Consider the following 26,724-nt stretch of genomic DNA (forward strand, 5'->3'; position numbering starts at 1 on the left):
ATTTTGTATTATTATTTCCCTAATGCGACTATCAGGTTGATAAACTCGACTTTGGAAATAAAACAATGTCTATGTATTGCAACTAATTCTAGGCATTTCTCTTTTTGTATCTTCTATCCATGTTTATGGTGAAGAGGAAAGGTTCAAGCTCGTGCAACCTATTACTCAACCCACTATTTATTCTACAGTCGCTAAAGAAGTGTTACTCAGTGCGTATGCTCAAATTGATACAAGTGTCGCTTTTGAGCTGTACCCTGCGAAAAGAGCCTTGCGCATCGCTGATAAAGGCCTGGCAGATGGATTGCTTGCCCGTACGCCCGGGTTAGAGCAGGACTATCCAAACTTGAGAATGCTGAGTGTGCCAGTTGCATTTGAAAAAGTGTATCTATTCACTCACCTGCCGTATTTGGATCCCATCGATTGGCGTGAATTAACTAAGTATCGTGTCGCTGTTGTTAGAGGATTTGAGCTTGCGGCACAAAGCTTTCCACGAGGAACTTTAGTGGAAGTATCGAGTATTGACCAGGCTTTTAAAATGTTGTCGCAGCATAAAGTTGACTTTGTTATTGATTTAGAAAGTGGGTATTGCAGCTTAAAAAAGCTGGGGTTAAGTGAGGTCAAAAAATTAGAGCCCGCGATGACAGAGTTGGTTGTATATCATTATCTTCATAAAAACCATAAGAATTTAATGGCTCGCTTAGAGCCGACATTAAGGCAAATGGAAGCACAGGGCGAGATAAAAGCACTATACAAAAAAGTGCACAGTACTTTTAATTGCGAAACCTTGCCTTATATCCCATGACTTCTCATGGTTGTGCTCTTGTCTGCACTCTGTAAACGACTTTGAATACGCGTGTGGTCGTAAATTATGATGTATTTCACCGAGTATTTTAATGTGTACAACCTGATATCGGACGGTCGTTTATCTGGACACAAAATCGTGTTTTGACTAACTTTTTTCTACTCAATGTTCTATTTTAATCAGCGTGTTAACTGAGTTTGCAATAAAGCAAGATTGATGAGCTTGATGGTGTAATTCTGCTATGGCTTTATCATTAATAAGCTCTGGTTGATACCAGGTTACTTGAGGTTTAAGTGTTACTTCAACCATTGCCATGTTTCCCTGAGCATTTCGGGCCATGATACCCGAGGCATTATCGATATAAGACTCAACAACTAACTTTGCTTTTGCTGCAAAATGAAGGAAAAACAGCATATGACAGCTAGATATTGATGCAACATAAGCCTCTTCCGGGTCAACATGGTGTTCTACAGAATAGGGTAGGGGAACAACTGAAGGAGATGACGAGGCTTCGACGATAGCACCGCCATCAAAAGACCAGATATGTGCTCGGCTATATTTAGCATCGATAAATGCTTCATTGGCTTGTCTCTGCCAAGAAATGGCAGCTTGATAAATAGACATAGACTTTCCTTTTTTGAGTTGATGTGTTGACTAAAGCGCTGTCGTAAATTTATAGATATTATGAAATTGACAGCGCGATAGTAGAAGCGATAATAACTCAAAGTGACTTGAGGAGATTTCACATCATGAGTAACTTAAATCTCTCGCTAACTGCTTTGCATACATTTTCTGTAGTTGCAAAAGAACTGAATTTCACGTCTGCATCTGGAATATTACATATTTCTCCCAGTGCAGTTAGTCATCAAATGAAGCTATTAGAAAGTCAGTTAGGTATGAGCTTATTTCATCGCAAATCTAAAGGGGTGACATTAACTAGAGATGCTATTTTACTTGCGGAGCATATCAACAAAGGGTTCAATATTTTGGAGTTTGGTATTGATAATGCGCGGCGCTCGAGTCAGACCGAACGGGTTGTACTTGCAGTGATCCCCTCCTTGTTAGAGCATTGGTTAATTCCTAAATTGGGAGATTTTTATCAACGTTATCCACACATAGAGTTACAACTAATAGCACAAGACCAACTGGTCGATTTTAATCGTGAACATGTTGATGCACATTTACACTTTGGTCATGGACAATATCAAGGCCTCTCCTGCACGCAGCTTGCTACAGAGTGGGTTTACCCCGTATGTGCACCGAGTTATTCAAAAAGACTTGATGGTGAAGCGCACTTATTGAGTTATCAGGGTGGAAAAGAAGATGCGCCAGGCTGCATTGGTTGGACAGAATGGTTTGAGAAACAGTCTATTAATAGCACTTTTCAAGACCGGCTTAGAGCGTTTAGTCATGTGGGTCATATATTAACAGCTGCAAAGTATGGTCAGGGGTTTGCGCTTGGGTGGCACCATATTGCGAGCGAAATGATCAAGCAAGGTACGCTAGTTAAACTGCCTTACAAGCCATTGAGTATGCCTTTTTCATATTTTTTTGTTATGCCAAATCAGTCGAAACAAAGCCGTGGAGTTAGATATGTACGTGAATGGCTGGCGCAGCAATTTACTCATTTAAACTAATACACGTGCTTATTTAGTCGTTTATTGGAATTATTTTGTTTATATTTTTTCATAATTAAGGAGTTAATTAATCGTCTCATATTGATTATATAATTTTATTTCAATATCTTAGATGCTCTATCGGTCAGTGTGTAATGACTTTATGCTGCTTTCGTAGCGCTCAAGGATTGTAATTGGCCCTTAATATGTGGCTAAATTTAGTGTAAAACTTTTTATAGTATATGCAGTCTTAGAAAGCTCGATGGCGGTGTCAAATGTTGGCTCAAGGAAGTGTGTTTATTTAAGGCCTGATATAGAGGTGTAGGTAAAAGATGTCTCAAACGAAAAATAATATTGCATTAGGGATAGCTTCGTCGGCACTGGCGTTGACGTTGTATAACTTTTCAATGCAAACAAGCAGTGTTCCAGCATCAGTTGCAGATTTTCAATCTCAAACGGATAAAACGCAAGCCGTGGTGAATAATGCCCAAGTAGCTGATTTTCAAGATGATCAAAAATATACTGACATGGATAATAGTGCGTTAATCGCGCGCATTGAATATTTAGAAGAACGCCTGTTAGATATCGAAAATCAATCGTTTGGAGCTGGGGCTTCGAATGGTGCGATAGAAGAGACTATCCTAGCTGTTATAGCAGAGAAAGAGCGACAAGACAGGCAGAAGCGCAATGAAGACAACCCCGTTTATGGTTTCTATGAAGACTTACCGAAAGATTACGATCTAAAGTTAAAAACTGATCCAGAATATGCAACCCGAGTGAGTCAGGATCTGAGGGGGAAAGTGTTGGATCAGAGCCTTACACCGCAGGAGCGTTTGTCTGCTATGGGGCAGCTGCAAATGAATATGTATATCCTCAATCGTACTCAAGATGAAATGTTTGATTATGAGACTGTTGATGCGGTCCTTGAAATCAGTAGAAATAGTTCGGATGACAAGTTAAAAGTACAGGCGCTGGAAGTTGTCGCGCACTCTCCTGTCGTTGATAGGCGCATTGCTAAATCTTTACAAGATATTATTGAGAAAGAGCCAAATAAATATATGAAAACGATGGCTGCTGAGGGTCTTATGGGACAGTACTACCAAGCTGATGAGAGTAATCCAGAAGTGAAGCAGCAGTTAGCAAATGATATTTTAGCAATGTACGACAATACAAGTAGTGCAGAAGTCCAAGCTGTGATGCAAAGATTGATTAAAGATGAAGAGCTATTGCAGCAAATTCGCAGAGATGCAGGTAGATAGGTCTCATTTTACACTGGTTTATTCACTGCTTTATTGAAGTGAGTGAGCGATCACTTTTTTGTTCTTTTTTATTTAGAGGTTGTTTTTGAATTACGTAGTGCTCTGTTTGTGTGCTGTTTTGGGTTTTCTTTTGTTGTTGCCGTTTTATAAGAAGATGTATTCCGTGGTGAAAGATATGGATAAAGAGTTTTCTACTGGAATAAAAAAGGAAGATAGTTTTACCAATGGCGCACAAGGTAATTTCTTTATTGCGAAGTTTTATGTGATGTTGCTGCCGCTTGTCTGCCACATTATTGCTTCTTTTTTACTTTATTTGTTTATATCAAAATTGCTGTGACAAATTGTCTGTTATTATCATTGATTAAACTTGGGTACATGCCTTTATTAAAAGGCAGCCTTTATTTTGACTGCCTAAGTAATTTACTGCGGAATGAAGCCGATACTTTTCTTGGCTCAGACCGATAAGCTGAATATCGCTAAATTAAATCTTAGATCGATTTAACTTTGGTGTTTATCAATATGGCCTAAGTCTCGGCTAGGGTCCAATTGGTCTCTTACACGTCTTTTAAGCTCCTTAGCTTCTGGAAATCCGCTATCTTGGACTCGACACCAAATTAATTTGTCATTAAAAAATATTTGAAAAATGCCTTTACTGGCCGGTGCAAGAGAGACTTCGGCGAGATCTGACCCAAAAGTCGACAGCAGCTCCTGTGCAAGCCAACCACTTCTTAGGAGCCACTGGCATAGTACGCAATAATGTATGGTAATTTTAGGTTTATTCATATTTAGTTCGTTATTGAATTTGGATTAAGTTACGCTGCTTACTTAAATGGGTTACTCGCCTTCACGCTGTGCATTTTGAACAAATTCAGAATAGATTGTATCTTTTATCAGTCGGTCTGGTGTAAATGCATAATAATGTTGATAAACATTTTCGATACTGCCTATAAATGTCACATCATAGTGGCGCTCGATTTCCTCTCTGATTGACAGAGGCGCAGGAAATATGCCAAACCCTTGTTGCCCTAAAGCTTTCATCAGCGCGCTATCGTCAACATGACCTGCTACAGACATTTCTATGTTTAAGTCTTCGAGCCAGTATTGGATTGCATTTGTGACTGGACTTGCCTTTGCAGGTAAAATGATAGGCATATCTTTGAGTGTATTTGGGTAGTTTTTGCTGAGTTTGGAATAGTATGTGGAATTGCCGTAAAGGCCGAGTTGACTTTTACCTATTTCATGGCAAAAGGCTTTGAATGGGGTAGAGCTATCCAATGGCTTATCAGCAAGTACCAAATCAATTTTGTGCGTTGCCATCTGAGCCAATAGCTCGGATTGTTGCCCATCAATACAATGCAAATTGGTTATGCGTTCATGTTTAATGAGTGGCGATAGCCATTTTGAAACAAGTGACTTGGGTAAAGCGTCAGAAATACCCACTTTTAAAGTACGATTTATATTGTCGAGATCACCGCGGGTTGTTTCTAACCATTCTTCCGCCACACTAAACATATCATTGGCATATTGCTGGGTGAGTTGCCCATATTCGGTTAATCTTAACCCTCTGCCTTCACGTACAAAAAGTGGTTTTCCTAGTCTTTGTTCTAAGCTCGTGATTTGCGCACTAATTGTTTGTGGGGTGAGATGCAGCACTTTACTTGCTGCAGCAATGCTACCTAGCTTACTTACTTGCCAAAAGTAATAGAGGTGATTGTAGTTTATATTCATCATACTTCGTAAATTTCGATGTCTAAATAAGATTTAATCAGCTTTTATCTTTGATTCCACCTTAGTAGATTTAAGTGAAGGGCGCAATCATTTATTTCACCATTGTATAGTGATATGCGCGTATTTATGAGCGAGGTCAAAGATATGAAACTTAACTTAAGAATGACGGGCAAAGCAATTGGTAGTGCTGCAAAGGCAAAAGTATCTAAAATAGTCAGTGATCAATTATTTAAATATGTTGCAAATATTCGTAAAGTTAAAGTCCACATCGACGAAGTCCCATCAAAGCTGCACGGTACGTTGACGCAATGTAGTATTGAAGTTCTTTTACCGGGCTTGCCAAGTATTTCTGTCAAAGCCAAAGGAAAAAACTTGGTGCAAGCTATTAGCCGAGCGGTTAGTAATAGTGAAACTGTTTTAACACAAAAATTATGTTAATTATTTTACGAAGAGATTAGTACTCTTCAGTAACACCTCAATTATCCCTTTGACTCTTTTGGAATAAGAGTAGTTCTTGAGCACTTGCTGCAGCATGGAAGCTGCATCTTTCCGCTGTTTTCGATAAAAGTTGATTAAAGTTTACGTTAATACATAAAAAAATTAATGTTGATTAAACTCTATTGACGATCATGTTAAAATCCTTTTCGACAAAGTTCTCCGTATAAATATTCTAATTACCTGGCTATATAGAAAACTTATCGGTCACGAGGGAAGCCACAAATTTATATTTATTTTAATAAAATGTTTATTTTAAGTGACAATTTGTGGCTTGTTGTGTATTTTAATTAATGAAAAAAGCAGTTACATAATGCTCAAGGAAGTAACATGACATATATATCTGATACCAGTGCTCAAGACACGCAAATAGAAAAAAAAAGGAATTATAAGCTCTACGTCGCTGTTGCTATCGGTATCGTTATTTTTTTTACTTTAATAGTTCCCCAATTGTCTTTATGGGTTAGCGGGAAAAGTGCAGTCCGCTTAGAAAATATTCGTATCGCAGAAGTTAAAAAAGGACAATTTATTCGCGATATTTCAGTCCAAGGTCGGGTTGTCGCATCTAAACGCCCTACACTTTACAGCCCGGCTCAAGGTACAGTGACTTATCTAGTTACGCCAGGGGATACGGTCACTGTAGGCGAGTCTCTAGCATCAATTGACAGCCCTGAATTGACGAGTTTATTAGCACAAGAAAAATCTGAACTAACTCGGTTACAAACACAATTAGATAGAGAAAAAATTCAAGTTAAAAAACAAGATTTGGAGCAAGAGAATTATTTAGGAAAAGCATTGGTTGCATTGAACGCAGCAAAACGCGAAATGCGACGAAATGATGAAGGTCATAAGAATCAAGTGGTCAGTGATATTGATTTCCAAAAAGCCAAAGATGATTTAGAGAATGCACAAAGGGAATATCGCTTAGCCGTTAAAGAAGTTGCATTATTGAAAGAAAGTCAAAAGTTTGAAATTAAAACACGTGCACTGGAGTTAGAAGCACAACAAGTGATCGTGACTGAATTGCAAAGACAGGTTGCTTCACTTTCTATTGTGTCACCTGTGGCTGGCATAGTTGGAAATTTGGCCGCAGAGCAGAAAAATTCAGTGACTAAAAATCAGCCGTTACTCAGTGTTGTAGATTTATCTCAGTATGAGGTTGAGGTCAATATCCCCGAGAATTATGCGGACGATCTGGCATTGGGTATGGGGGCTGATCTAATGCTGAATGGAAATGTGTATAAAGGTGAACTAACCGCTATTTCGCCTGAAATCGTCGGTGGTCAAGTCGAAGGCAAAATCCGCTTCAAGGAAAAGAATATTAAAGGGCTGAGACAAAACCAGAGATTGACCAGTCGAGTCGTGCTCGAAGAGAAAAGTGACGTTTTTTATCTTCCTCGTGGGCAATTTACAGAGTCTGGCGGAGGCCGTTTTGTGTATGTTGTGGAAGAAGATATTGCAGTTAAGAAATCTATCAAATTAGGTTCCAAGAGTTTAGGGCAAGTTGAAGTTATTTCCGGCCTAGCAATGGGCGAAAAAGTAGTAATTTCAGACCTAGACGTATTCAAAGAAGCAGGAAGTGTAAGAATCGTTCAATAGGGGAAAGTTATGTTAAGAATGGCTAATTTAGCGAAAACTTATCGCACAGACACAATCGAAACTAAAGCGCTTAGTTCATTTGATTTGGAAGTGAAACAAGGTGAATTTATCGCTGTAGTAGGTCCGTCTGGATCAGGGAAAACAACCTTTCTTAACATAACAGGTCTGCTTGAAATACCCAGTGAGGGCCAGTATTGGCTTGACGGTGTTGAGGTATCAACACTAGGAGACAAAGATAAATCTCGCTTAAGAAATGAAAAAATAGGCTTTATCTTTCAGAGTTTTAATCTCATTCCTGAATTGAATATTTATGATAATGTAGAAATGCCGCTGCGCTACAGAAAGTTATCGAGCGTGCAACGCAAAGAACGGGTAGAGCAAGCTCTCGAAAAAGTGGGGCTCTCTAATCGTCAAAAGCACTTCCCTTCTCAATTATCTGGTGGGCAGCAGCAACGCGTGGCGATAGCTAGAGCATTGGCAGGCTCCCCAGTTTTTCTATTAGCGGATGAGCCAACTGGTAATTTAGATTCGAAAATGGCCTCGGGGATCATGTCATTACTAAAAGAAATTAATAGTACTGGTACGACTATAATTATGGTGACCCATGATCTAGAGCAAGCGACACAAGCTAGCAGAGTTATAGAAGTAAAAGATGGGGTGATAAGTGAATTAAAAAACTTTGCTCAAAAAATCGCTTAAGGTGGTAAATATATGATCAGTTACTATATCAAATTAGCCATTTTGAGTTTATGGAAAACTCGCTACATGAGCCTGCTGGCAATTATCGTGATTGCAGTTGGCATTGCCGCAACCATGACGACATATACGATCAACTATATGATGACAAAGGATCCTTTGCCGTCAAAATCTGATTCACTTTTCTTAGTAAGACTCAATAACTGGAGTCCAGAGAGCGCATACAAAAATCGTGATGTAGAAACCTCGCCTATTTATTTATCAGTGCAAGATGCTGTAAACCTAATACGTCATGATAAAGCGCAAGCTCAGATACCGATTGCCGGTTTTAAAGATATGCTAAAGCTGCCAACTCAAGATGCTGTGGATGCTAAAATGACGTTTGTTCGCAGTACAACCGGCGACTTTTTTTCTTCGTTTGAAGTGCCATTCTTATATGGGTCTAGCTGGTCAAAAAGCAGTGATGATAGTGGAGAGCAAGTTACTGTTATTTCTAAAAAGCTGAATGATAAACTGTTTGATGGTCAAGATTCAGTTGGACAAACAATAGAGCTTGGGGAGCACCAATTTACAGTGGCTGGAGTCCTAGATGACTGGTTTATCTTGCCCCGCTTTTACGGTGAATCAACGCGCGCATTTAAAGCGCCAAGAGATGTATTTGTGCCTTTTCAGACACAATTGAATTTAGCGCTTTGGTCACCTAATTTACAGGCATTTGAGTGTTGGAAAGAAGCGGCAGATTCATCTGTTGCTGCTCTGTGGGCATCAGAATGTGTTTGGGTGTTTTTTTGGGTCGAGTTAAAAGGTGAGTCACAAAAGAGTGCCTACATGGATTTCTTACAGTCGTATGTTGAACAGCAGAAAGCACTAGGGCGCTTTCAACGGCCGATATTGAATGAGTTGCAGTCTCCATCAGCATATTTAAAAGAACGTGAAGCATATTCATCAGATAGTGAAATCGCGGTGTGGCTTGCAATATGTTTTTTGGCGCTTTGTTTACTAAATGCGATGAGCATAATTATGACTAAGTTCCAAGGGAAGGCGGGTGAAGTTGCGCTGCGACGGGCTGTCGGTGCAAGTAGCGTAGATTTGTTTCAACAGTACATGATTGAAACAGGGATAATCGGCTTATTGGGTGGGGTATTAGGGTTATTGCTGACCCAAATCTGTTTATTTTTTTCGAGCCAACTTTATACACACTTAAGTAAAAGTATTATGGCTATGAGTAGCGAGTTGATGTTGATCACTGTGGTGTTGTCGGTGTTATCAAGTTTGGTGTTTGGATTGCTTCCGATTGCTAATGCGATTCGAGTGCAGCCAGCGACTCAATTGAAAAGCTTGTGATGGGAAATACGCAGATGAGAGACCTTTTACCAATCCTAAAATCACTAAAAAGTAACTATGGCGCATCGCTTCTTTTTATTTTTCAAGTTGCTATTACATTTACAATATTAGTTAACGCCATTTATTTAGCCATAGATAAACGTCAGTCAATCGCGCGCCCGTCAGGGCTCGATGAGCAAAATGTACTGTACATTGCGACTAATTTGCCAGTTGAAGAGGCTGCGCAAGCGGGCCAGTTGGAGCAAGACCTCAATAACCTAAGCGCATTGCCAGGCGTTGAATATGCATCCGTCTCCTCAGGAGTGCCACTCAGCGGCTGGGGGCGATTTATCGAGATAGCAACAAAACCAGATTCTAAATACGATACTTTTTCTGGGTACTATGGCGGTGACTTGAATTTATTAAAGGCATTTGGTGCCAAACTTGTTGCGGGGACTGAGTTTACACCTAGTGCTGAATTGACAGTACGCACTGATGGGCATAAAGATGCGATAGATATTATGATCACCCAATCCCTCGCCGAGTCTTTGTATTCAGATCAATGGGAACAAGTTGTTGGCAAAACGATATATATTAATAATAAACCTCAGCGTGTAGTGGGAGTGATTGACACGCTGCAAGCTGCTTGGCCAACATGGGTCGTTGTTGAACATGTTGTACTCGCGCCTGTAAAGGAAGCCGATTCTATGGTGTATTACGTCATAAGAACTCGATTTGGCCAGCAGGATGCTGTTTTAGACAGTGCGTTGACTTATTTAACTTCTCTTTATGGGCGCAAAATTGATAAATATGAGACATTTGAACAGGTAAAAATGAATGCTTACAGTGCCGAAAATGCTGCAAGCAACACCTTGTTTGGTGTGATCGGCGGGCTTTTAATCGTGACTGCCTTGGGAATATTTGGACAGTCTCGCTATAGCATCATTAAGCGTACTAAACTTATTGGTATTAGACGTGCGATGGGGGCGAGCAAAGGACAGATAATAAGATATTTTGTTTTGGAAAATGCTGTACTATGTGCAATTGGTATTGTTATTGGGATCATTGCCGCAATTATTTTAAGTAATGCCTTCAGCAGTGCTTTCGAACTCGGTACATTGCCGCCAAGCTATATGTTCTTTGGGAGTATTTGCACAATATTACTGGGTCAAATTGCCGTATTATACCCCGCATTTAAGGCCTCTCAGCTATCTCCAGCAATTGCAACACGTACAGTGTAAATGAATACGTAATGGTACTTAGTTTTTAGTGATTGAAACTAAAAGTTGAGTACCTAAAATCCACCTTTTTGCTTCCCGTTTTTGTTATAATGCAGTTTATACACTTCATTGTCGCTGATAGACTCAGCGACTGATACTGTACTTTTACCTTGCTTGGCCTACAACATTGCTAACTGGGTTAATTTGAAACGGTGGGTTTGGTTAATATGTTACGACTATCAAACAATGTTGAGCTGTCAGCTTGGGAAATTGAGCTTACAGCAATCCGAGCGCAAGGTGCCGGCGGACAAAATGTTAATAAAGTATCGTCTGCTATCCATTTACGATTCGATATTAATCGCTCGACGCTTCCTGCTTTTTATAAAGAAAGGTTATTGGCTTTAAAAGATAACAGGATAAGCAAAGAAGGTGTGATTGTTCTTAAAGCACAGAACTTTAGAACTCAAGAGCAAAATAAAGAAGATGCACTAAATAGGCTCAAACAGCTGATCTTAGATGCTATCAAGGTGGAAAAAACGCGCCGTCAAACAAAACCAACTAAAAGCTCGCAGAGACGGCGACTTGATACTAAAAATAAAAGAGCCCAAACAAAGGTTTTACGAAAGTCAGTTAAGTTTTAACCTCTCGCTGATTGGTAAGGATACATGAAACGAAGCCCCTTTTATGTGAGAGTCAGTGATCCAACATTTACCGTTGTGCCAGCCAAGTATTTTGGTAACAATGGCGAGGCCAAGTCCAAATCCTCCGGTTTCTTTACTGCGACTGCTATCAAGTCGGGTAAAAGGGCTGAAAACACAGTCCCGTTTCTCTTCTGGTATACCTGGTCCATCATCACTGACAATGAGAATTATCTTGTCGTTATTATCTTTTTTTAGCTCGATCATTATCTGTTGTTCACCGTACTTTTCTGCATTTTGCAACAAGTTTTGTATTACGCGCGCTAGATAATGATCATTGCCATCGACAAATACATTGGGTTCGAGATGATGGCTGATTTGTTTGTTAGAAGACGTGTTTGTTTTGGCTATCTGTGCTTGAACAAGTTCGCTAAAGTTTACCTCTTTTCTAGTCATTTCACGTTCAGAAAACTCCAAGCGCGCATAGCTGAGCATTTCGTCGATTAACAGTTCCATTTCGACGACATCTTGGTTCATTGCTTGAACCTGCTGTGGATCTTTTGGCGCGAGCATAGCCAAAGCAAATTTGAGCCTAGCTAACGGCGTTCTGAGCTCATGTGAAACGGCATTAACGAGTTGCTTTTGATTTTGCATCAGGCTCGCAGTTTGCAGAGCTAGTCTTTGAATATGTTGCGTTAACGTTGATATAGCAGAAAACCGAGAGGGTTTTGTTTCAATGTCTAATTTTCCTGTAGCTAATTGCTCAGTGACTATTTTGAGCTGCTCTAAATCACGCCAAAGGGGGCGTAACCATAAAATTAATAAAAGCGCCAAAATAGAAAAAGAAACCAGTTTGAAAGTATATTTCGTCAAAATTGAGTTTGGCTTAGGCGCAAATGGTCCCAGTTTGACGATGGTGCTTTTGTCATTTAAAAGCATGAAAAACTGATAATTGTCATTACTATCAAATGAAATTACAACATCATCATTATTCAATGCTGCGCGCTGTTCAGGAAACCACGCGACATCGTTTATATGAATAATATTAAGGTTGTTTTTTTCAGGGTAATTGTCGATGCCCACGGTGTTTAGAACATCTCTTAAATTAACCGCGACTTGTTTGGCATAGCCCAATTCACTTGGGGCTTGATTACCCCAGTTTTTCCAAATATATTCACTGCTTTGATTAATGGCAATGATACTAAAAAAAACAAAGAAATATAGGCTTGCTAGCAGTCGGAGCATTTAATATTAATCCCAAGCTGACTTAGAACACAAATAACCTTTACCCCACACAGTGACTAATCTGAAAGGTTGATCTGGGTTATCACCGAGCTTTTTACGCAAACGTGAAATACGCACATCTACACTGCGGTCTAACCCGTCATACTCACGTCCAACTACTTGATTATAAATATGTTCTCGGCTTAAGGTTTGCCCTGCATTATTTGCAAGTTCCCATAGTAAATCGAATTCGTAACTCGTTAATTCAACTTCCTGTCCAGACAAGTAGGCTTTTCTAGCTGCTTTGTCTACTTCTAATTGACCAAGCTTGAGATTGTCAGCGCTTTCTTTTTGCTGCTTGCCTCCGCGTCGGAGTAAGGCGTTTACTCTAGCTAAAAGTACATAGGGTTCAACAGGTTTAATGACATAATCATCTGCGCCGATCTCTAATCCCCTTACATGGTCAAAGTCACTGTCTTTGGCCGTTAAAAATAATACCGGACCAGAGTAGGCATGACGTGCCTCACGACAAATGGAAAAACCATCCATATTAGGAAGCATTATATCTAGTATGACGATATCCGGTTGCTGCTCCGTAATGGCGTTGACTGCTTTAGCACCATCATTCACCAGCGTAACTGAAAAACCGTTACTTTCAAGAAATTGCCCCGTCAGGGCTGCGAGTCTTTCATCGTCTTCAACAAGAAGTATATTGGCCATTAAAAAAAGCTCCAATCAGATTTTAGTTTTCGTCTGTACTTGCGGTTTGCTGCTGCATTTATCTTCACTTTCTGTGTTGCTAGTACATGCATTTTTTCGTTTTTTAGTGAAAAAATCATGTCTTCAGAAATAGAGATATTGATATTAGCTTTTGCTTTTCGTTTGTCTTTCCAACACTGCAAAGACGTATTGTTTTTGAATAAGCATACATTTTCTGGTGCTTGAATAGCCCAATCGACTGAAACAGTCATTTCACAAATTTGGCCCATTGATTTAACCATGCAAACCATGGGTTTGATTTCAAGCTTTGTTTTTTTTGCTGGTAACGTATTAACTTCTGCGTTAACGACTTTTGATAATAACAAACATAAAATAACGACAGAGGAACGCTTAAAACTCATACAATCCCCCAATAAAGATATTGGATGTAGAGCTTTGATCTACAAGCGGACTCTCTTTAATGCCGGCACCGAGCCAAGTATGTCTTGCACTGAACTTTAACTGCCAGTTCGAGTTTAATTTATAGTTAAAAGCAATGCCCACATAAGGATTTAAAGTCGCTTTACCTTGATATAGGTGGTGTTGTGATTGTGAGTCTTTGAGGCTGATCCCATAATAGTAATCCACTAAACGCTTGTCCTTGTACTCAGCACCAAGTTTGACCTTTAAGCGAGAAGGGTTATCTGTTTGTGTTGGAATGACAAAACTGTAATCGAGGCGACCGTGATAGCCTTGATAAGTATTTGTAATATCATGCAGCAACACGAGGGTTAATTTGGCAGAATTTTCAAAATACCAACTCGCCAGTATGCCACCATCCAGCGCCCAATCTCGTTTAGAAATTGTGTCAAGTGAAATAGATTCTGCCGATTCACTTGGTTCCGGCTCTTCTTTATCATTATTTGAATCATTTCCATCACCCGTAACTCCATTGTCATCATCAGAGTCTACGCCATCTGAGCCTGGTTGACTTGTGGGTGGATTCGAACCATCTGGTTCTGGCGTTATTACTGGGTTACTGGACTCCCCAGTGAATGAATTCTTGACCAAGATATTGCTCGGGTGGAAGCGTTCAAAATATGCTTGTTCAGTGTTGAGCTGGGTAATGAGACTGATATCGAATTTTTTTTGCTCTATAAAAGTGTAGCCTGCAGTTGTATTGTCAAAGAAGAACTTATCACCGTAATAATTAATGTAAGGTAATATCACTAAAGGCACATGAGCCCCGCCCCTGATCGGGTTGGTCGCAACACCAGCACCAATGGCAATAGAAAAATCCCATTTACCTATTTCTGCACATTGCTCATTATTCTCACTGCAGTTTGCGTAGCTATCCTGAGCGAATAAGCCGCAGCAAAGAGATAGCAAAATGAAAAATTGTTTCAATCAATTTACTCCTGTAAAACCTAGGGCTAAATTTACCAGTAATTTCTGTAATTACCAGAAGCGGTTACATAAAATAACAAATAGATCGAGCGAAATAACAGAACAATGGCGTCACTGTATTAAAGTAAAGTTACTTTTAATCAAGGAGCACAACTATGTTTTATTCAAGAGTTACTCTTTCGTTTGTACGAGCAGGGCTTGCTTTAATCGCATTACCAGCTTTGGTCGCGTGTGGAGGAGGCAGTGATAGCAATAGTGATAACAAGGTAGATCAAGGACAGACCAAATTACCAACGAGCGTACCTGAATTAAATTGGCTGGGCGAGTCATCTGCTAAATTAAAAAAAGCATCGTCCAGTGAGTTCAGTGCATTACTAAAAAATGGTGCTTTTCTCAGTCGGGTGCCTGTTAATGAAACTGATTCGTCAGTGCCCGTCAATGCCTCACCTGTTTCTGACGGTGAGTCGAGCGCAGGGTTCTCTTCTACTAATGTGGTTGAGGCTGGCGTTGATGAAGGTGATCGCATTGAATATGATGGGAACTATCTTTATATTGCCGCTCACTCTGAACAAGAACTCTCGCAAAGTGCCGTATTTAGGCAGTATGTACGTGTCATGAAGCGAACTGACCAAGGTATAGAAGAAATTACACAAATAGAGGCCTCTGACTCGCTGTATAGGCATCAGGATTTATATTTGCATGAGGGTCGTCTTGCATCAGTATTCAAATACCCAGTGCTCACGCTAGAGGCGCCCACTGATTCCAATGATATTGCCTCTACTTCTCCTTCAGTTAATATGTTTTCTAACACGTTTGAAGTGAGTTTTGCTGATGTAAGTTCACCAGAGCAACCACAGGTGATAAACCAGTATCGCATTGATGGAAAGATCCTTGATAGCCGAGTGATAGGTAACGAGCTGTATGTGATCAGCCAATACCATGCTGCGTTTGATACTAATGAGACGGATGAGCTGGCAATTTATCAAGCACTTTATCAAACCAATGTGTCCGATCTTATCCCTAAAATTAAGGACTTAAACTCTGGAGAAACGTCTCCATTGTTTGATGCAAGCGCTTGTTATATACCAGCAGATGCAACTGAATTAGACAGTGCAAATACAATCACGACCATTACTAAAATCTCTATGCAAAATCCTACAAGCATTGAGTCTACATGTATTAACGCGCCTTCTGACGGCGTTTATGCTTCTCAAGAGAGCATTTATTTACATAAGCGTTTTTGGCCCAGTGACGTATCAAGCTTCGATGACTTATCGCAAACCGCTTTACATAAGTTTTCACTCAATGGTGGGGAGGTTGCTTACAGTGCATCCGGTGCAGTAGAGGGGGCGCTCGGTTTTGGCGGTAATTTGATAGGTATGATTGAACCGATTTTCGTGGCAAATGTCAGCAATGCCGCCTTTAGATTGAGTGAGTATGGCAACCAGTTACGAGTTGTCACTACTCGGTTTAGTGAAGCTAAGGGAATGGTTCATCAGCTATTTGTATTGCAGCAGCAAGGGACTGAGCTTGAAGAGATAGCACGTTTGCCAAACGAAACTCATCCGACGCCGATAGGTAAGGTTGAGCCAAATGGCATGGTAGAGGAAAATATCTACGCTGTGCGCTTTATGGGTGAGCGAGCTTATGTGGTTACTTTTAGACAAATAGATCCACTTTATGTATTGGATTTATCAAAAGCGGACGAACCTATCATGGCTGGTGCGCTCGAAATCCCAGGTTATTCTGCATATCTTCATCCTGTATCTGATGATCTGCTTATCGGTGTTGGGCAAAATGTCGACGACTTCCCATTTAATGCTTCAGATGATTCATCTACTGATATAGAGCCCACTTTTGGTGCCAAAGTGAGTTTATTTGATGTGAGCGATATGACATCACCAAGCTTAATCAAAGAACATGTTTTTGCTGGTGGATATACCCCCGTAGAATTTGACCACCACGCTTTTAGTTACTTAAAAGTCAGCGACCAAACGTTCCGTATGACATTACCTGTGGAGTCATGGGAGGTCACTATTCAAAATGATAATACGAGTACTTGGGGTAACAAAAATGAGCTAGCAGCATTTGAGGTTAATACCGAAGGTTCAGGCTCTTTAACTTACATCGGTAGTAGTGTTGCAACGTACGATGAGCCCTCTCAAAGCGTTCCTTATGTGCGCGCAGCAGATGATAGAGGCGTTATTCATGGAGATACGATCTTTTATGTCCATGGAAATTTCGTCTGGTCTAGTTTATGGCAGTCGCCTGAAGTAAACGCAGGTCCTTTCTAAATCGCGCACATTCATGTTCCAAGCGAAATCTTGGACAGACCAAGCGCCACCTAACTTACGCAGGGTGGCGCTTTTATGTTGTATCGGTTCGGATTATGCAAAATAAGTTGAAGATCATCAAATAGTTGTTCACCTATTTGATAATTCTGTTTAATAACTTGGAAAACAGTAAACCCTAGTTTGTTGAGTAACTTCTCAGATGCATTGTTGCCTGCAGTGACAGTGGCGAATAATGTGTCATACCCTTGATCAGTAAATGCATAGTTTATAACGGCTTTAGATGCTTCAAACGCAAAACCGTGGCCTTGTTGTGTGGGACATAACATAAATCCCAATTCTGCAATGTTTGGCTTGTCAGAGAAGCCTTTAAATCCATGTAAGCCAATGCATTCATTTGTATCTAGCCGTTCAATGACTAGCGTGAGCCACACATCAGTTTGTTTTTGCCAACTAGCACAGCGTTCATCAAAAATTGATTTCAGGGCTTGCTGCTCTTGTATATCTGCGACATAGGCCATGACATTTGGGTTTTGGTTTAATGTTTTAAACAGTTGCCAGTCGTTTTTATCCATCAGCCTGAGCCTTAAGCGTGGTGTAATAAGCTCCATCGTAATGCCTCTTTATAACGAAAATAGTTATTGTGGGCTGCTGAGTATTGCTCTGATTTTCTCAATTTTCTTTATGGCGTGAAGGTTATCGCCATGCACGCACAGAGTGTCTGCTGCCAGTTCTAGTTTTTGTCCGCTTGTCGTGATCACGGACTGATTGCCAGCGAGAAGTTTTACCTGCGCCAATAATTTCTCTTCATTATGAACAGCGTTAGGCTCAGAGCGAGGTGTTAGCATTCCCTCATCGGTATATAACCTATCTGCAAATGCTTCCATGAGTAAAGTCACTTTATATTGTTGGGCAAGTGCGCGGTGTTGTTTAGCCCGTGATGTGGCTAAAATCATTAACTTTAAATCACTAGGGTATTGATGGATCGCTTCAATAAGGGTCTCTAAAATAGACTCATCACGCATCATATCGTTGTACAGTGCACCATGGGGTTTTACATAACTGATCGTCATACCTGCGATTTTAGCCATCCCTTCCAGCGCTGCTATTTGATAGTGGATACAGTTTATGAGCTCGTGTTTAGCCATAGTTAGGGAGCGACGACCAAAACCTTGAAGATCAGGGTAACTTGGGTGGGCGCCCAGGATTACGTTATGCTGCTTCGCAAGCGCAATCGTTTTTTGCATTACAGTTGGATCACCCGCATGAAATCCGCATGCAACGTTTGCCATATCTATAAATGGCATCGCTTCTTTATCAAGCCCCATTTCCCATGCGCCAAAGCTTTCTCCCAAATCACAGTTTAATAGCATGCCAACCTACTTTTTAATTATTGTATTAACAGATCCATATCTGGCCTATCAGTGACCAGCATATGTTGAGGACTGTTGATAATACACAATTCTGGGGCAGCGCGGGTAATTGCGAGATGAGCAGTAAGGCTAGTCGTCCAAAAAACAGGTTGTTTGTTTTCGGGTATGAAAATAGGATCGCCAAAATTGGGTTTTTGCAGATTATTAATACCTATATCAGCCGGGTTTCCAAAGTGTACGGGAATACCATGGGGTACTCTGCTGATGCTGCCTGCTTGTATCGCCCGAATGATTTCTTGTGTATCCATCGGCCTTAGACAGACGACTTTATTGCTTTTAAATGGACCGACTTGCAGACTTGGAATATTACTGATGTACATAGGCAGTGTGTGTGCAGGACTAGAGGTCATCGTATCGAAACCATAAGTATTAAGGACATAGTCAAATGCCACGTAGCTTGCCAGGGCGAAGGTGACAAAGTCATCTCGCCAAATTTGTTTGATGTCAGTGACTTCGTCAACCAATTGCCCATCTCTCAGTACGCGGTATTTAGGCACGTCATGACGGATATCTATGTTGCTGCCAAGCGCGTCTAAATGGTATTCACCATCGTTGACACTGGTTGCTAATAATGGACAGCAGTCATGGTTATTTTGACAATATTTCTGAAAGTCAAAAGCATATGCTTTAGGTAAAATCACAATGTTACATTGTGTGAAGCCGGGAACAAACCCATTAGTGGGACCTGAATAGTCACCGGCTCGAATCATTTCACGAATCGCGTTAGGTGCCGTTAAGGACGCCTTTGGATCCATATTACCCCCACTAAAATACAGAAGTTATTGCATTAATGCGGGACTGGTACTTGGTGAAAATCCTAAATTAATCACTCAAGAACAATACTCACAGGCAGCTGCCCATTTGCCTTTGCATGACCGACAATCACTTTAGCAAGTGCAGTATATGCTGGCCCTCGCACATCATTTTCAGTTTCTACATCCACATTATAGGCATAGCTTGCCAAAACCGCTTGATTGAAAGGTGCATATTTTGCAATTTCGTATGGCGCACGCAAGCTGATAAATAAACTCGCTTTTTTATGCGTATTTGCAAATTGCATAAGTTCATAGAGTGCTTTGGGCTGTCGTTGCTTAGCGACTTCGTAAGACTTAAGTTCAGCCAAATCATCCATTCCACCAATTTCTGCGGCACTTTGCAAAGGAGAGGCATGTGCGCTTATTACCCAATTTGCTTTTAGAATTGCTTGTTTGGCACGCTGTGGTTTAAAGGCTTGCAAGCTTGTAATTGAAATAGTGAGATCTTTGTTAACTTCACGTAGTAAAGCTTGTTTTAAAGCTGAAGCTTTTTGTCTATCTGGCATAATTAAGTGGATATGATCGCCATCCTGTATTTGAATGGGTAGTAAACCTGCGTTTTTCACCTCGGTGATCGCATCCAGTGCTAAATCGGCCTCAATTTGTCTATGTTGAGGGTTACCAAGCGTGCTTTTGGCAATTGCCAGACTCGGTGTTACTTGCTTGCTAAGCATATCGGCTTTGAGTTTTGCGATGCGCTGGTTTGATTGAATGAGTTCTTGCCTGCTCAGTTGCTCAGATTTTACTGCGTTTTCCAGTGCTTCAAAAAACGTTTTAAATTGTTTGAGATCGGCTGGGGTTCTGACTTGAATTGGCATCAACGCAATATCAACGCCTGCGCTAAAGGTTTCTAATACGGCGTCAAGAGGAGTGAAGAAATCACTGATCCCAGCCATATCGAGTGCATCGGTGATAGTGACACCTTGATAGTGCATTTTGCCTCTGAGCAAATCATGCATAATTGCCCGTGACATCGTGGCTGGGCGGATCATGTTTTCACCTTGTTTATTGGTGACGGTACTGCTATCCAAAGCGGGGTACTGTATGTGTGCAGTCATGATCATGCCGGGCTGCTGCTGTTTGATAATATGACTAAAAGGATAGAGATCTTGCTGTTTTATTTGGGTCAGCGCATGGTCTACTCTAGGCAGTCCAGTATGGCTGTCAACATGGGTATCACCGTGCCCTGGAAAGTGCTTTAATGCTGAAATGACGCCATTCTGTTCAAATGCTTTGACCTGTGCAGCGCCCAACTGTGCAACTATCTTTGGGTCTTCGCCAAAGGCACGTACGTTAATAACGGGGTTAAGAGGGTTTGCGTTAACATCGACAGTCGGCGCAAAATTGACATTAATACCAAGGCTATTGAGCTCTTTTGCGATTGCACTTGCCACGCTCGCTGCATACTTTTCACCATGTTTCTGATAAGTTGCTCCTATGCTCATATTGCCAGTAAATGAGGTGGCTTCAGCTCGATTGATGCGCGCTACTCGCCCACCTTCTTGGTCGATCGAGATAAACAGAGGCGTGTCGCTCGCCTGTTGTAGTGCTTTGGTCAATTCAATAATTTGATTCGTTTTTTGTACATTTTCGGCAAAGAGTATCACACCGCCAATCTGATATTGCTTTATCAGTTGAGCCAACTCCTCAGGCAGCTTAGTCATGGGTTGGCGGCAATGTGTATCTTGTTGACAAAAGTAGCGAAAGTCCAGCATAAGCTTTTGTCCAATTAAGTGGCGAATGTTGGTATCGGCGTTGTCGGCGCTGACGAATGTACTTAATGTCATAATACTGAGTAAACCTAATTGTTTGATGTAATTTAAAATACGCACGGTGCTGAATGATCAATTTTTTGTTTACTTTATCATGTGATCTTACGAGTTGAGAGACTTTCACGATAATTCAATGATGTTTTTGAAAGAGAGTGTTTGCACAAGTTGGTCATATATTCGCTTGAGAATAGTCTATAACTAAGACTAGGGATCTGTTGGCACGAGAGCCGCATGAACAAGCATTGCTGCATATGTCTATTTTTTTGTCTTTTTAAAGGGGTTGCAAGTGAAGCGCAATGCACACAAATGCGCCTGTCTGGTAATGCTGATATGCCACCAATTAGTTATGCTATTAACGAAGAAAAACTGGTGGGTATTGGCTTCGAGTTTGTTCGTACGATTGTCCAAAAAGAGATCCGTGTCGAAGTTGCAAGACCAGCACCATTGCAACGTGTCATGCAATGGGCACGTGATGGCCATATTGATATGTTTGTTGGTTTGCAAAGTGATGATTATCCTAAAGAGTGGTTTACTGTGTTGCATCCTGCCATTACAGACTCAGCGTATGCGGTATTTTATCGTCGAGGCAAGCGAGTCATGAACCTTGACAAGTTATATGGCTTAAGGGGCGCAATTTTGCGTGATATGGAGCTTAAACCATCACCTGCGATTAATCTTGAAATTGAGCATTTACAATTACTTAGGACAGATAGCATTTCTCAGGCAATTCAACTCATTAAATTGAAAAGGATCGATTACTTTATCGCGCCACAGTGGCAGACAATTAATACTTGGTTTGAGTCAGGACGGGCGGTGCCTTTAGCCATGTTGCCTGAACCAATCCAAATCAATCACGTGTATTTAGCGTTGTCTAACTTCAGCCCTTGCATAGAGCAAAAAGCGGCAATTGAATCGGAAATTGTCAAGGCAAAACAAAGTGGTGTGATGGAAGCTCTGCTCGAGCAGAGCTTCTTATATACTAAAGCGATTGATCAGTTTTATAACTTGATCGAATCCCCTTAAAAGGACATTAGCACTTTTACACTGCTATTCGCGCTGCCACTGCTGACATAACCAATCACATTAGGATTATCAGCCACTAATTTCATGACCTCCTGATCATTAGCCATGCTTTTTGGTGGTTGTCCTTTGCCTGTAAAGAGCAACTTAGACCAGTATGCCTTGAGTTGACTGGCACTGCGGCCAACCACTTTGGTATTAAACTCTTCGGTTACTGGGTTGCTGTCTACTTGGCTAATTGGAATAACTTTTGCCGAACCATCAAACGTTTTTAATTTACCAAGAAATATTTGTTCGATTTTACCTTTATCGAGTGCGGCATTATTAGATGGATGAACAACGACATCAACGGCCAAGGTGGAGGTTGATAACATTAACATAGTCGCAAGTATGATTGATTTCATGTTTTCACCTCACTAAAAAACGATATCTACACCAGCACTCAAGACAGTAAAGTCCTGAACGTTGGGGCGCGTGTCTTCACCAGATAAATACTGGAACTTGAATGCTGCATTGGAGTGAAAGTCATAACGTACCGAGACACCAATGGCATCAAACTCCCTGAGCGATAGTGTGTTTCTCAGTGCTTTTGCCGTAGCAAACAGCGTTGGATGAGAAATGCCTTTGAGAAATTCTAAATCGCCTTCATCTTGAATGGATTTTTCATGGTGGACTGTGACGATGGTTTTGTCCATGAGTCGATAACCAAAGGCAGTATACCAAGCGCGGTTAAAGCCATCAGATGAATCTTCAACGCCATAGTTAGCAAATTCAAAGTCGACGATAAACTTCTCATAATCTATATGGAAGCCTGAGTAGCCGTATAAGCCATCTTTACCACCCCATATGACAGCATCCTCATATTCTTTAACTTGTTGAGCGGTTGCGCCTTGGCTAACAGCAAGATCAACGGCGCCTTGTGTCGCCCCCAATATGGCGTTGCTGTCGACACTGCCTCCTTCGATTTCAACCATGAAGAAACCTGCAAATACGGTCCACCAATCTTTACTCAATTCGATACGTACTGAGATTTCGTCTTTAAAGCCAAAAGTCTCGTCATTTTGTGTCGCTGCGAGAAAGGTGGTGCCATCCCAATTACCATAAAGCAATTTAGTAACAAGCGAGTAATCCCCAAATGTGAAGTTACTATCAAGTGCAATGCCTTCAATGGTCGAGAAATCAAAACCGGCATAAACTGCTCGTGGCAAGCGACCAAAATTATTGGTAAAGCCAACGTTTTGATATTCGGATTGATAAAAGCTTGGGTTAGCAAAGCGTCCCATACTGATGGTGTGTTGAGGGGAGAGCTCATAGCTGATATATGCCCAGCGTGCCTCCGCATCAAAGTCGTCGGTGCCTTCTGCCATAATCTGAATTGTGGCACTTAGTCCTTCGCCTAGGTCTGTTCTAGCTTGTAGCGCAAATAGAGACTCATCTGAAAATGATATATCGCCATCGGCTTTATGTGTGGGAAATGCAGATGTTCCGCCATCACTGTCCGCAGAGGTTGCGCGAAGTGACGCGAAGCCATTAAACACGACTTCTGCATAACTGCAGAAGCTGCATGATGCTAACACTCCTCCAATTAACAATTTTACAGCATTATTAGATTTCATAGTTTCACCCTGTCCTGTGGTTGTATTAGGTGCAACCGACTACATGCACCACTCTAACCGTAGAACAAGATTACTTATTTACTAGTTTGTAAAAAAAATTTCCTATTACGAAGACGAATTGCTTAGATTTATCGAAAATTGTCTAATAATTGGCAATTTACGTAATTTTGTCCAAGATTATATTTACAAATGTACCAAATGAAGCCGTGCGGATTATCCCTACTGCTTTTCTTCTGACGCTCATGCAGGATACTGAACATGCTGTGGTTCAAAAACCTACCGCTTTTTTATAAAGTCTGTTTCATTGTGGCCTTGTCCATTTCTGTATTTATCATCAATTTATTAATTAACTTTGCTGCCTTTAAAAGTACACAGCAAGAGTTACTCTTGCTGGAACAAAAAATATATAAAACAGTACAGTTATCAACAATTAATAGCGTATTGATTAAACGGGCTGACGAATTGTTTAGTCAATCTGTGTCGTTTGCTGATAAGGATGTGCTTGCACAAGCATCGCAGACTGTGGCAGAGCTGACTGACAACATCGCGCAGCTGGCTGATCTAGATGATAACAATAGAGCGATGCTGAACGAGCAGTTAGTAGTGATTGATCAATATCGAAAACTGTCAGAAAAACTTGCGGATGGCATGATCACAAATACGATAGATTTTAGTCAGCTGCCAACACTTGCTAAACAAAAAGCCAGTTTGTTTGAGCAAACTGACAGCGACTTAACCAGTTATAGAGAGTTAGTAGGTCAAAATTTTAAAGAAACCATCGAGAAAGCGAACAAAAGCGGAAACGACGGGCTTTGGTTATCAGTGCAAGCTGGCTTAGTGTTGTGCATTTTATTGCTTGTGGTCGCACTCTCGGTGGCTAGAAATATTAGTAGTACGGCAAATGCGTTAAGAGGGTCCTTGAGGGAGCTTGCAGATGGCGAGGGTAATTTAAATCAACGCTTAACGGTCATCGGTAAAGATGAGTTAGGACGCACTGCATACAACTTTAATAAATTTATGGATACGCTGACAGAGTCGATAAAAGGCGTGATGGCGGTTTCTCAACCACTATTGAATACATCTAAAAAGTTGGTGCAAAGCACCGAAAGTGTTCGCAATTTAACAGATGAACAGGCATCTCAGGCGTCTCAAACGCAACAATCTATTAGTGAGCTTATTCAATCTATTTCGAGTATCAGTGAGGCGGCATCTGCAGCCAATACCGCGGCGCAAGAAACGGAAGTTGAGGCACAAAATGGGCTTACAGCGGTATCTGATAATATTGCGAACTCAAAAGATTTGAATTTGCAAATCGGAGAAGCCGCTGATGCGGTTAATGATTTGGCCAAGGGCACTGATAGCGTGTCATCTATATTGGATGTCATAAGCTCTATTGCTGAGCAAACTAACTTATTGGCACTCAATGCGGCTATTGAAGCGGCTAGAGCCGGTGAGCAAGGGCGTGGCTTTGCGGTTGTGGCTGATGAAGTGCGGACATTGGCATCAAGAACAGGTGATGCGACGACAGAAATTCGTACGTTACTGGATTCGCTGCAAAGTGCTGCAGATCGCAGTGTGAAAATGATGACTCAAGCCAATGATCAGGCCAGCAGTAATGAAGCGCGCTCCTTGAATGCGGGTCAGGCTCTGGAGGAAATTCAAAGTAAAATTGCAAATATAACAATGATGAATAATCAGATTGCATCAGCGGCAGAGCAGCAAAGCTCAGTGGCTAACATTGTGGCAGAAACCATTGAACGGATGAATCAGTCCCAGCAACAGGTTCATGCCTCATTCTCTGATTTAGATGAAGTCTCTCATCAGTTACATGACGCATCAGATCACTTAATGGAAGCAACCGGTAAGTTTAAAATGTAATGAGTCAATGATGACACTCTTCGTTTTGTGACATCTAGTGGTTCATTGTTGGTGAGTTCTAATTTGGTATCATTTGACGCTGTCTTGCGAGGAGTCTTTGATGTCAAAGCACCTTCTTACAATGTTTTTGTAAAAACGCGGTTGACTAAAGCGCGTAAAATGACACTGAAACAGTCGCTATTTCAATATAATCAACCCCTTGCAGTTCAACCCATTGTTATGCGCTATACATTGAGTCAAAGACCTTTTTGGTTCGTTTGTCGGTATTTGAATCACCAGTATGAACTTAGGTAGAAGCTAATTAAGCCGTACTCTTTTGATAAGTTTGGACGATCCACTTTAGTTATCCGTCACATCAATAAGTAACTGAGTCTAAGTAAGAAAATGGCAAAAGTATTATTGGTCGAACGCGACAACATTTTAGTAGATAAATTAGTGTCTGCCATCCACAATGAGGGGCATCAATGTTATCGGTTAACGAATGAAAAATGCATTGTTGATTGGGTATTATTAAATCGGCCCGATTTGGTTGTCCTGGATAAGGGATCGCTACAAGACAGAGCCCTTAGTTTATGCTGTGAAATTCACCACTTATCAGATACTTTGTTAATCATGACAAGCCGCAGTGATCAAGTTATAGATCAACTCATTGCACTTGAGTCAGGGGCAGATGACTATATCAAAAAGCCTTATTGCCCAGAGGAATTGGTTTCACGCATTAACGCTATGATACTAAGGTTACAAAAACTCGCTTTGGTAACGCACCGTTTGCAACTTATTGAACATGGTTTTAAAGTGAAGTTTGCTGATAAAGAAGTGCAGCTGACCCAAGTTGAGTTTTATTTATTTCGTTTGTTACATGAGCAGCCTTATAAAGTTTTGACCAGAGAAGATATAAGTCGACAGATCTACAATGATCATCGGGTGGTATCGGAAAATACTGTGAATAGTCATGTCCGTAATTTGCGCCGAAAGCTGAAGGCGATTTCTCCCCATCACATGTTGATCGCCAGTGTTTATTCGGCGGGCTACAAATATCAACCATGCTTAGATCAGAAATGAGCTTAATTTGGACACTCAGTATTGCGTTTTAGGAAATTTGGCTGACTTGTCATACTTAAGGGCGCAGTGATAAAATCGCACATCATTTGGCCATTTCATTGCCATCGTTTTACTTTTTTGAGCTAGAGAGC

The 26,724-nt window shown here is 40.9% G+C and carries 27 protein-coding genes; 14 read left to right on the forward strand and 13 right to left on the reverse strand.

All coding sequences use genetic code 11. The features are described 5' to 3' along the window. Positions 1 to 151 precede the first annotated feature (151 nt). On the forward strand, positions 152 to 802 hold the full coding sequence (locus S4054249_RS24440; protein ID WP_046357649.1) for a substrate-binding periplasmic protein: 651 nt from the start codon (positions 152 to 154) through the stop codon (positions 800 to 802). 162 nt (positions 803 to 964) lie between these two features. Here S4054249_RS24440 and S4054249_RS24445 read toward each other — a convergent pair whose 3' ends face one another. After that, positions 965 to 1,426, reverse strand: coding sequence for an OsmC family protein (locus tag S4054249_RS24445; protein ID WP_046357650.1), 462 nt, complete (start codon positions 1,424 to 1,426; stop codon positions 965 to 967). Positions 1,427 to 1,551: 125 nt separating this feature from the next. On the opposite strand from S4054249_RS24445, the gene S4054249_RS24450 reads away from it, so the two are divergent. From S4054249_RS24450 to S4054249_RS26760, 3 genes are all read left to right on the forward strand, one after another. Continuing rightward, positions 1,552 to 2,439 (forward strand): LysR substrate-binding domain-containing protein, encoded by an 888-nt coding sequence (locus S4054249_RS24450; protein WP_046357651.1) that lies wholly within the window; start codon positions 1,552 to 1,554, stop codon positions 2,437 to 2,439. Positions 2,440 to 2,750: 311 nt separating this feature from the next. Then, complete coding sequence (locus S4054249_RS24455) at positions 2,751 to 3,677, forward strand: hypothetical protein (protein ID WP_046357652.1); 927 nt, start codon at positions 2,751 to 2,753, stop codon at positions 3,675 to 3,677. A gap of 175 nt (positions 3,678 to 3,852) precedes the next feature. Continuing rightward, positions 3,853 to 4,014, forward strand: a complete 162-nt coding sequence (locus S4054249_RS26760; protein ID WP_155401409.1) for a hypothetical protein — start codon at positions 3,853 to 3,855, stop codon at positions 4,012 to 4,014. Between the two features lie 161 nt (positions 4,015 to 4,175). On the opposite strand, the gene S4054249_RS24460 is transcribed toward S4054249_RS26760, so the two are convergent. Together S4054249_RS24460 and nhaR are read right to left on the reverse strand one after the other, a co-directional pair. Further along, positions 4,176 to 4,460 carry a SelT/SelW/SelH family protein gene (locus tag S4054249_RS24460; protein ID WP_046357653.1) on the reverse strand — a complete coding sequence of 95 codons (285 nt, stop codon included), beginning with the start codon at positions 4,458 to 4,460 and terminating at the stop codon, positions 4,176 to 4,178. 51 nt (positions 4,461 to 4,511) lie between these two features. Continuing rightward, positions 4,512 to 5,405, reverse strand: coding sequence for a transcriptional activator NhaR (nhaR, locus tag S4054249_RS24465; protein WP_046357654.1), 894 nt, complete (start codon positions 5,403 to 5,405; stop codon positions 4,512 to 4,514). A gap of 144 nt (positions 5,406 to 5,549) precedes the next feature. Here nhaR and S4054249_RS24470 point away from each other — a divergent pair, with 144 nt between their 5' ends. The 6 genes from S4054249_RS24470 to arfB all read left to right on the forward strand — a co-directional run bounded on the left by S4054249_RS24470 (position 5,550) and on the right by arfB (position 11,379). After that, complete coding sequence (locus tag S4054249_RS24470; protein ID WP_046357677.1) at positions 5,550 to 5,843, forward strand: hypothetical protein; 294 nt, start codon at positions 5,550 to 5,552, stop codon at positions 5,841 to 5,843. A gap of 387 nt (positions 5,844 to 6,230) precedes the next feature. Then, positions 6,231 to 7,499 (forward strand): efflux RND transporter periplasmic adaptor subunit, encoded by a 1,269-nt coding sequence (locus S4054249_RS24475; protein WP_046357655.1) that lies wholly within the window; start codon positions 6,231 to 6,233, stop codon positions 7,497 to 7,499. Positions 7,500 to 7,508: 9 nt separating this feature from the next. Further along, complete coding sequence (locus tag S4054249_RS24480; RefSeq protein WP_046357656.1) at positions 7,509 to 8,198, forward strand: ABC transporter ATP-binding protein; 690 nt, start codon at positions 7,509 to 7,511, stop codon at positions 8,196 to 8,198. Between the two features lie 12 nt (positions 8,199 to 8,210). Beyond that, entirely contained in the window at positions 8,211 to 9,539 is a 1,329-nt protein-coding gene (locus S4054249_RS24485; protein WP_046357657.1) for an ABC transporter permease, read from the forward strand. A 14-nt stretch (positions 9,540 to 9,553) separates the two neighbouring features. Beyond that, the gene (locus tag S4054249_RS24490) at positions 9,554 to 10,759 is read left to right on the forward strand and encodes an ABC transporter permease (protein ID WP_167354869.1); all 1,206 of its coding nucleotides are present in this window, start codon (positions 9,554 to 9,556) and stop codon (positions 10,757 to 10,759) included. A 206-nt stretch (positions 10,760 to 10,965) separates the two neighbouring features. Then, entirely contained in the window at positions 10,966 to 11,379 is a 414-nt protein-coding gene (arfB, locus tag S4054249_RS24495) for an alternative ribosome rescue aminoacyl-tRNA hydrolase ArfB (RefSeq protein ID WP_046357659.1), read from the forward strand. Here the strand turns inward: arfB and S4054249_RS24500 are convergent. The 4 genes from S4054249_RS24500 to S4054249_RS24515 are packed head-to-tail and all read right to left on the reverse strand — an operon-like array spanning position 11,365 to position 14,706. After that, positions 11,365 to 12,621: an ATP-binding protein gene (locus tag S4054249_RS24500; RefSeq protein WP_046357660.1), complete on the reverse strand. Its 1,257-nt coding sequence runs from the start codon at positions 12,619 to 12,621 to the stop codon at positions 11,365 to 11,367. The two genes, arfB and S4054249_RS24500, sit on opposite strands and share 15 nt — an antisense overlap. Positions 12,622 to 12,627: 6 nt before the next feature. After that, positions 12,628 to 13,320 carry a response regulator transcription factor gene (locus tag S4054249_RS24505; RefSeq protein ID WP_046357661.1) on the reverse strand — a complete coding sequence of 231 codons (693 nt, stop codon included), beginning with the start codon at positions 13,318 to 13,320 and terminating at the stop codon, positions 12,628 to 12,630. Then, on the reverse strand, positions 13,320 to 13,721 hold the full coding sequence (locus S4054249_RS24510) for a DUF3019 domain-containing protein (RefSeq protein WP_052961097.1): 402 nt from the start codon (positions 13,719 to 13,721) through the stop codon (positions 13,320 to 13,322). The genes S4054249_RS24505 and S4054249_RS24510 overlap by 1 nt, the downstream gene beginning before the upstream one ends. Then, complete coding sequence (locus S4054249_RS24515; protein WP_046357662.1) at positions 13,711 to 14,706, reverse strand: MipA/OmpV family protein; 996 nt, start codon at positions 14,704 to 14,706, stop codon at positions 13,711 to 13,713. The genes S4054249_RS24510 and S4054249_RS24515 overlap by 11 nt, the downstream gene beginning before the upstream one ends. Before the next feature lie 155 nt (positions 14,707 to 14,861). Here S4054249_RS24515 and S4054249_RS24520 point away from each other — a divergent pair, with 155 nt between their 5' ends. Then, positions 14,862 to 17,000 carry a beta-propeller domain-containing protein gene (locus tag S4054249_RS24520; protein WP_046357663.1) on the forward strand — a complete coding sequence of 713 codons (2,139 nt, stop codon included), beginning with the start codon at positions 14,862 to 14,864 and terminating at the stop codon, positions 16,998 to 17,000. Between the two features lie 50 nt (positions 17,001 to 17,050). Here S4054249_RS24520 and S4054249_RS24525 read toward each other — a convergent pair whose 3' ends face one another. From S4054249_RS24525 to S4054249_RS24540, 4 genes are all read right to left on the reverse strand, one after another. Next, complete coding sequence (locus S4054249_RS24525; protein WP_046357664.1) at positions 17,051 to 17,608, reverse strand: GNAT family N-acetyltransferase; 558 nt, start codon at positions 17,606 to 17,608, stop codon at positions 17,051 to 17,053. 27 nt (positions 17,609 to 17,635) lie between these two features. Next, positions 17,636 to 18,370: a 5-oxoprolinase subunit PxpA gene (locus S4054249_RS24530; RefSeq protein WP_046357665.1), complete on the reverse strand. Its 735-nt coding sequence runs from the start codon at positions 18,368 to 18,370 to the stop codon at positions 17,636 to 17,638. 17 nt (positions 18,371 to 18,387) lie between these two features. Beyond that, complete coding sequence (locus tag S4054249_RS24535; protein ID WP_046357666.1) at positions 18,388 to 19,185, reverse strand: D-glutamate cyclase family protein; 798 nt, start codon at positions 19,183 to 19,185, stop codon at positions 18,388 to 18,390. Positions 19,186 to 19,256: 71 nt separating this feature from the next. After that, positions 19,257 to 21,032 carry a glycoside hydrolase family 3 protein gene (locus S4054249_RS24540; RefSeq protein ID WP_046357679.1) on the reverse strand — a complete coding sequence of 592 codons (1,776 nt, stop codon included), beginning with the start codon at positions 21,030 to 21,032 and terminating at the stop codon, positions 19,257 to 19,259. Positions 21,033 to 21,248: 216 nt separating this feature from the next. On the opposite strand from S4054249_RS24540, the gene S4054249_RS24545 reads away from it, so the two are divergent. Beyond that, the gene (locus S4054249_RS24545; RefSeq protein WP_145925126.1) at positions 21,249 to 22,040 is read left to right on the forward strand and encodes a substrate-binding periplasmic protein; all 792 of its coding nucleotides are present in this window, start codon (positions 21,249 to 21,251) and stop codon (positions 22,038 to 22,040) included. Here the strand turns inward: S4054249_RS24545 and S4054249_RS24550 are convergent. Next, positions 22,037 to 22,441: a phosphate ABC transporter substrate-binding protein gene (locus tag S4054249_RS24550; RefSeq protein WP_046357668.1), complete on the reverse strand. Its 405-nt coding sequence runs from the start codon at positions 22,439 to 22,441 to the stop codon at positions 22,037 to 22,039. The genes S4054249_RS24545 and S4054249_RS24550 overlap by 4 nt on opposite strands. Before the next feature lie 12 nt (positions 22,442 to 22,453). Beyond that, positions 22,454 to 23,653 (reverse strand): hypothetical protein, encoded by a 1,200-nt coding sequence (locus S4054249_RS24555; RefSeq protein WP_046357669.1) that lies wholly within the window; start codon positions 23,651 to 23,653, stop codon positions 22,454 to 22,456. Positions 23,654 to 23,911: 258 nt separating this feature from the next. Between S4054249_RS24555 and S4054249_RS24560 the strand changes: the two genes are divergently transcribed. After that, complete coding sequence (locus S4054249_RS24560; protein ID WP_046357670.1) at positions 23,912 to 25,531, forward strand: methyl-accepting chemotaxis protein; 1,620 nt, start codon at positions 23,912 to 23,914, stop codon at positions 25,529 to 25,531. Between the two features lie 384 nt (positions 25,532 to 25,915). Then, positions 25,916 to 26,593 carry a winged helix-turn-helix domain-containing protein gene (locus tag S4054249_RS24565; protein WP_046357671.1) on the forward strand — a complete coding sequence of 226 codons (678 nt, stop codon included), beginning with the start codon at positions 25,916 to 25,918 and terminating at the stop codon, positions 26,591 to 26,593. Positions 26,594 to 26,724: the final 131 nt, after the last annotated feature.

The sequence above is a fragment of the Pseudoalteromonas luteoviolacea genome, assembly GCF_001750165.1.
GTDB lineage: Bacteria > Pseudomonadota > Gammaproteobacteria > Enterobacterales > Alteromonadaceae > Pseudoalteromonas > Pseudoalteromonas luteoviolacea_G.

What these genes read in the sequence shown, in the direction of transcription:
- S4054249_RS24445 (WP_046357650.1), bottom strand. Translation starts at nt 1,426, where the DNA reads ATGTCTATTTATCAAGCTGCCATTTCTTGGCAGAGACAAGCCAATGAA.
- S4054249_RS24450 (WP_046357651.1), top strand. Translation starts at nt 1,552, where the DNA reads ATGAGTAACTTAAATCTCTCGCTAACTGCTTTGCATACATTTTCTGTA.
- S4054249_RS24455 (WP_046357652.1), top strand. Translation starts at nt 2,751, where the DNA reads ATGTCTCAAACGAAAAATAATATTGCATTAGGGATAGCTTCGTCGGCA.
- S4054249_RS26760 (WP_155401409.1), top strand. Translation starts at nt 3,853, where the DNA reads ATGGATAAAGAGTTTTCTACTGGAATAAAAAAGGAAGATAGTTTTACC.
- S4054249_RS24460 (WP_046357653.1), bottom strand. Translation starts at nt 4,460, where the DNA reads ATGAATAAACCTAAAATTACCATACATTATTGCGTACTATGCCAGTGG.
- nhaR (WP_046357654.1), bottom strand. Translation starts at nt 5,405, where the DNA reads ATGAATATAAACTACAATCACCTCTATTACTTTTGGCAAGTAAGTAAG.
- S4054249_RS24470 (WP_046357677.1), top strand. Translation starts at nt 5,550, where the DNA reads ATGAAACTTAACTTAAGAATGACGGGCAAAGCAATTGGTAGTGCTGCA.
- S4054249_RS24475 (WP_046357655.1), top strand. Translation starts at nt 6,231, where the DNA reads ATGACATATATATCTGATACCAGTGCTCAAGACACGCAAATAGAAAAA.
- S4054249_RS24480 (WP_046357656.1), top strand. Translation starts at nt 7,509, where the DNA reads ATGTTAAGAATGGCTAATTTAGCGAAAACTTATCGCACAGACACAATC.
- S4054249_RS24485 (WP_046357657.1), top strand. Translation starts at nt 8,211, where the DNA reads ATGATCAGTTACTATATCAAATTAGCCATTTTGAGTTTATGGAAAACT.
- S4054249_RS24490 (WP_167354869.1), top strand. Translation starts at nt 9,554, where the DNA reads ATGAGAGACCTTTTACCAATCCTAAAATCACTAAAAAGTAACTATGGC.
- arfB (WP_046357659.1), top strand. Translation starts at nt 10,966, where the DNA reads ATGTTACGACTATCAAACAATGTTGAGCTGTCAGCTTGGGAAATTGAG.
- S4054249_RS24500 (WP_046357660.1), bottom strand. Translation starts at nt 12,621, where the DNA reads ATGCTCCGACTGCTAGCAAGCCTATATTTCTTTGTTTTTTTTAGTATC.
- S4054249_RS24505 (WP_046357661.1), bottom strand. Translation starts at nt 13,320, where the DNA reads ATGGCCAATATACTTCTTGTTGAAGACGATGAAAGACTCGCAGCCCTG.
- S4054249_RS24510 (WP_052961097.1), bottom strand. Translation starts at nt 13,721, where the DNA reads ATGAGTTTTAAGCGTTCCTCTGTCGTTATTTTATGTTTGTTATTATCA.
- S4054249_RS24520 (WP_046357663.1), top strand. Translation starts at nt 14,862, where the DNA reads ATGTTTTATTCAAGAGTTACTCTTTCGTTTGTACGAGCAGGGCTTGCT.
- S4054249_RS24525 (WP_046357664.1), bottom strand. Translation starts at nt 17,608, where the DNA reads ATGGAGCTTATTACACCACGCTTAAGGCTCAGGCTGATGGATAAAAAC.
- S4054249_RS24530 (WP_046357665.1), bottom strand. Translation starts at nt 18,370, where the DNA reads ATGCTATTAAACTGTGATTTGGGAGAAAGCTTTGGCGCATGGGAAATG.
- S4054249_RS24535 (WP_046357666.1), bottom strand. Translation starts at nt 19,185, where the DNA reads ATGGATCCAAAGGCGTCCTTAACGGCACCTAACGCGATTCGTGAAATG.
- S4054249_RS24540 (WP_046357679.1), bottom strand. Translation starts at nt 21,032, where the DNA reads ATGACATTAAGTACATTCGTCAGCGCCGACAACGCCGATACCAACATT.
- S4054249_RS24545 (WP_145925126.1), top strand. Translation starts at nt 21,249, where the DNA reads ATGAACAAGCATTGCTGCATATGTCTATTTTTTTGTCTTTTTAAAGGG.
- S4054249_RS24550 (WP_046357668.1), bottom strand. Translation starts at nt 22,441, where the DNA reads ATGAAATCAATCATACTTGCGACTATGTTAATGTTATCAACCTCCACC.
- S4054249_RS24555 (WP_046357669.1), bottom strand. Translation starts at nt 23,653, where the DNA reads ATGAAATCTAATAATGCTGTAAAATTGTTAATTGGAGGAGTGTTAGCA.
- S4054249_RS24560 (WP_046357670.1), top strand. Translation starts at nt 23,912, where the DNA reads ATGCTGTGGTTCAAAAACCTACCGCTTTTTTATAAAGTCTGTTTCATT.
- S4054249_RS24565 (WP_046357671.1), top strand. Translation starts at nt 25,916, where the DNA reads ATGGCAAAAGTATTATTGGTCGAACGCGACAACATTTTAGTAGATAAA.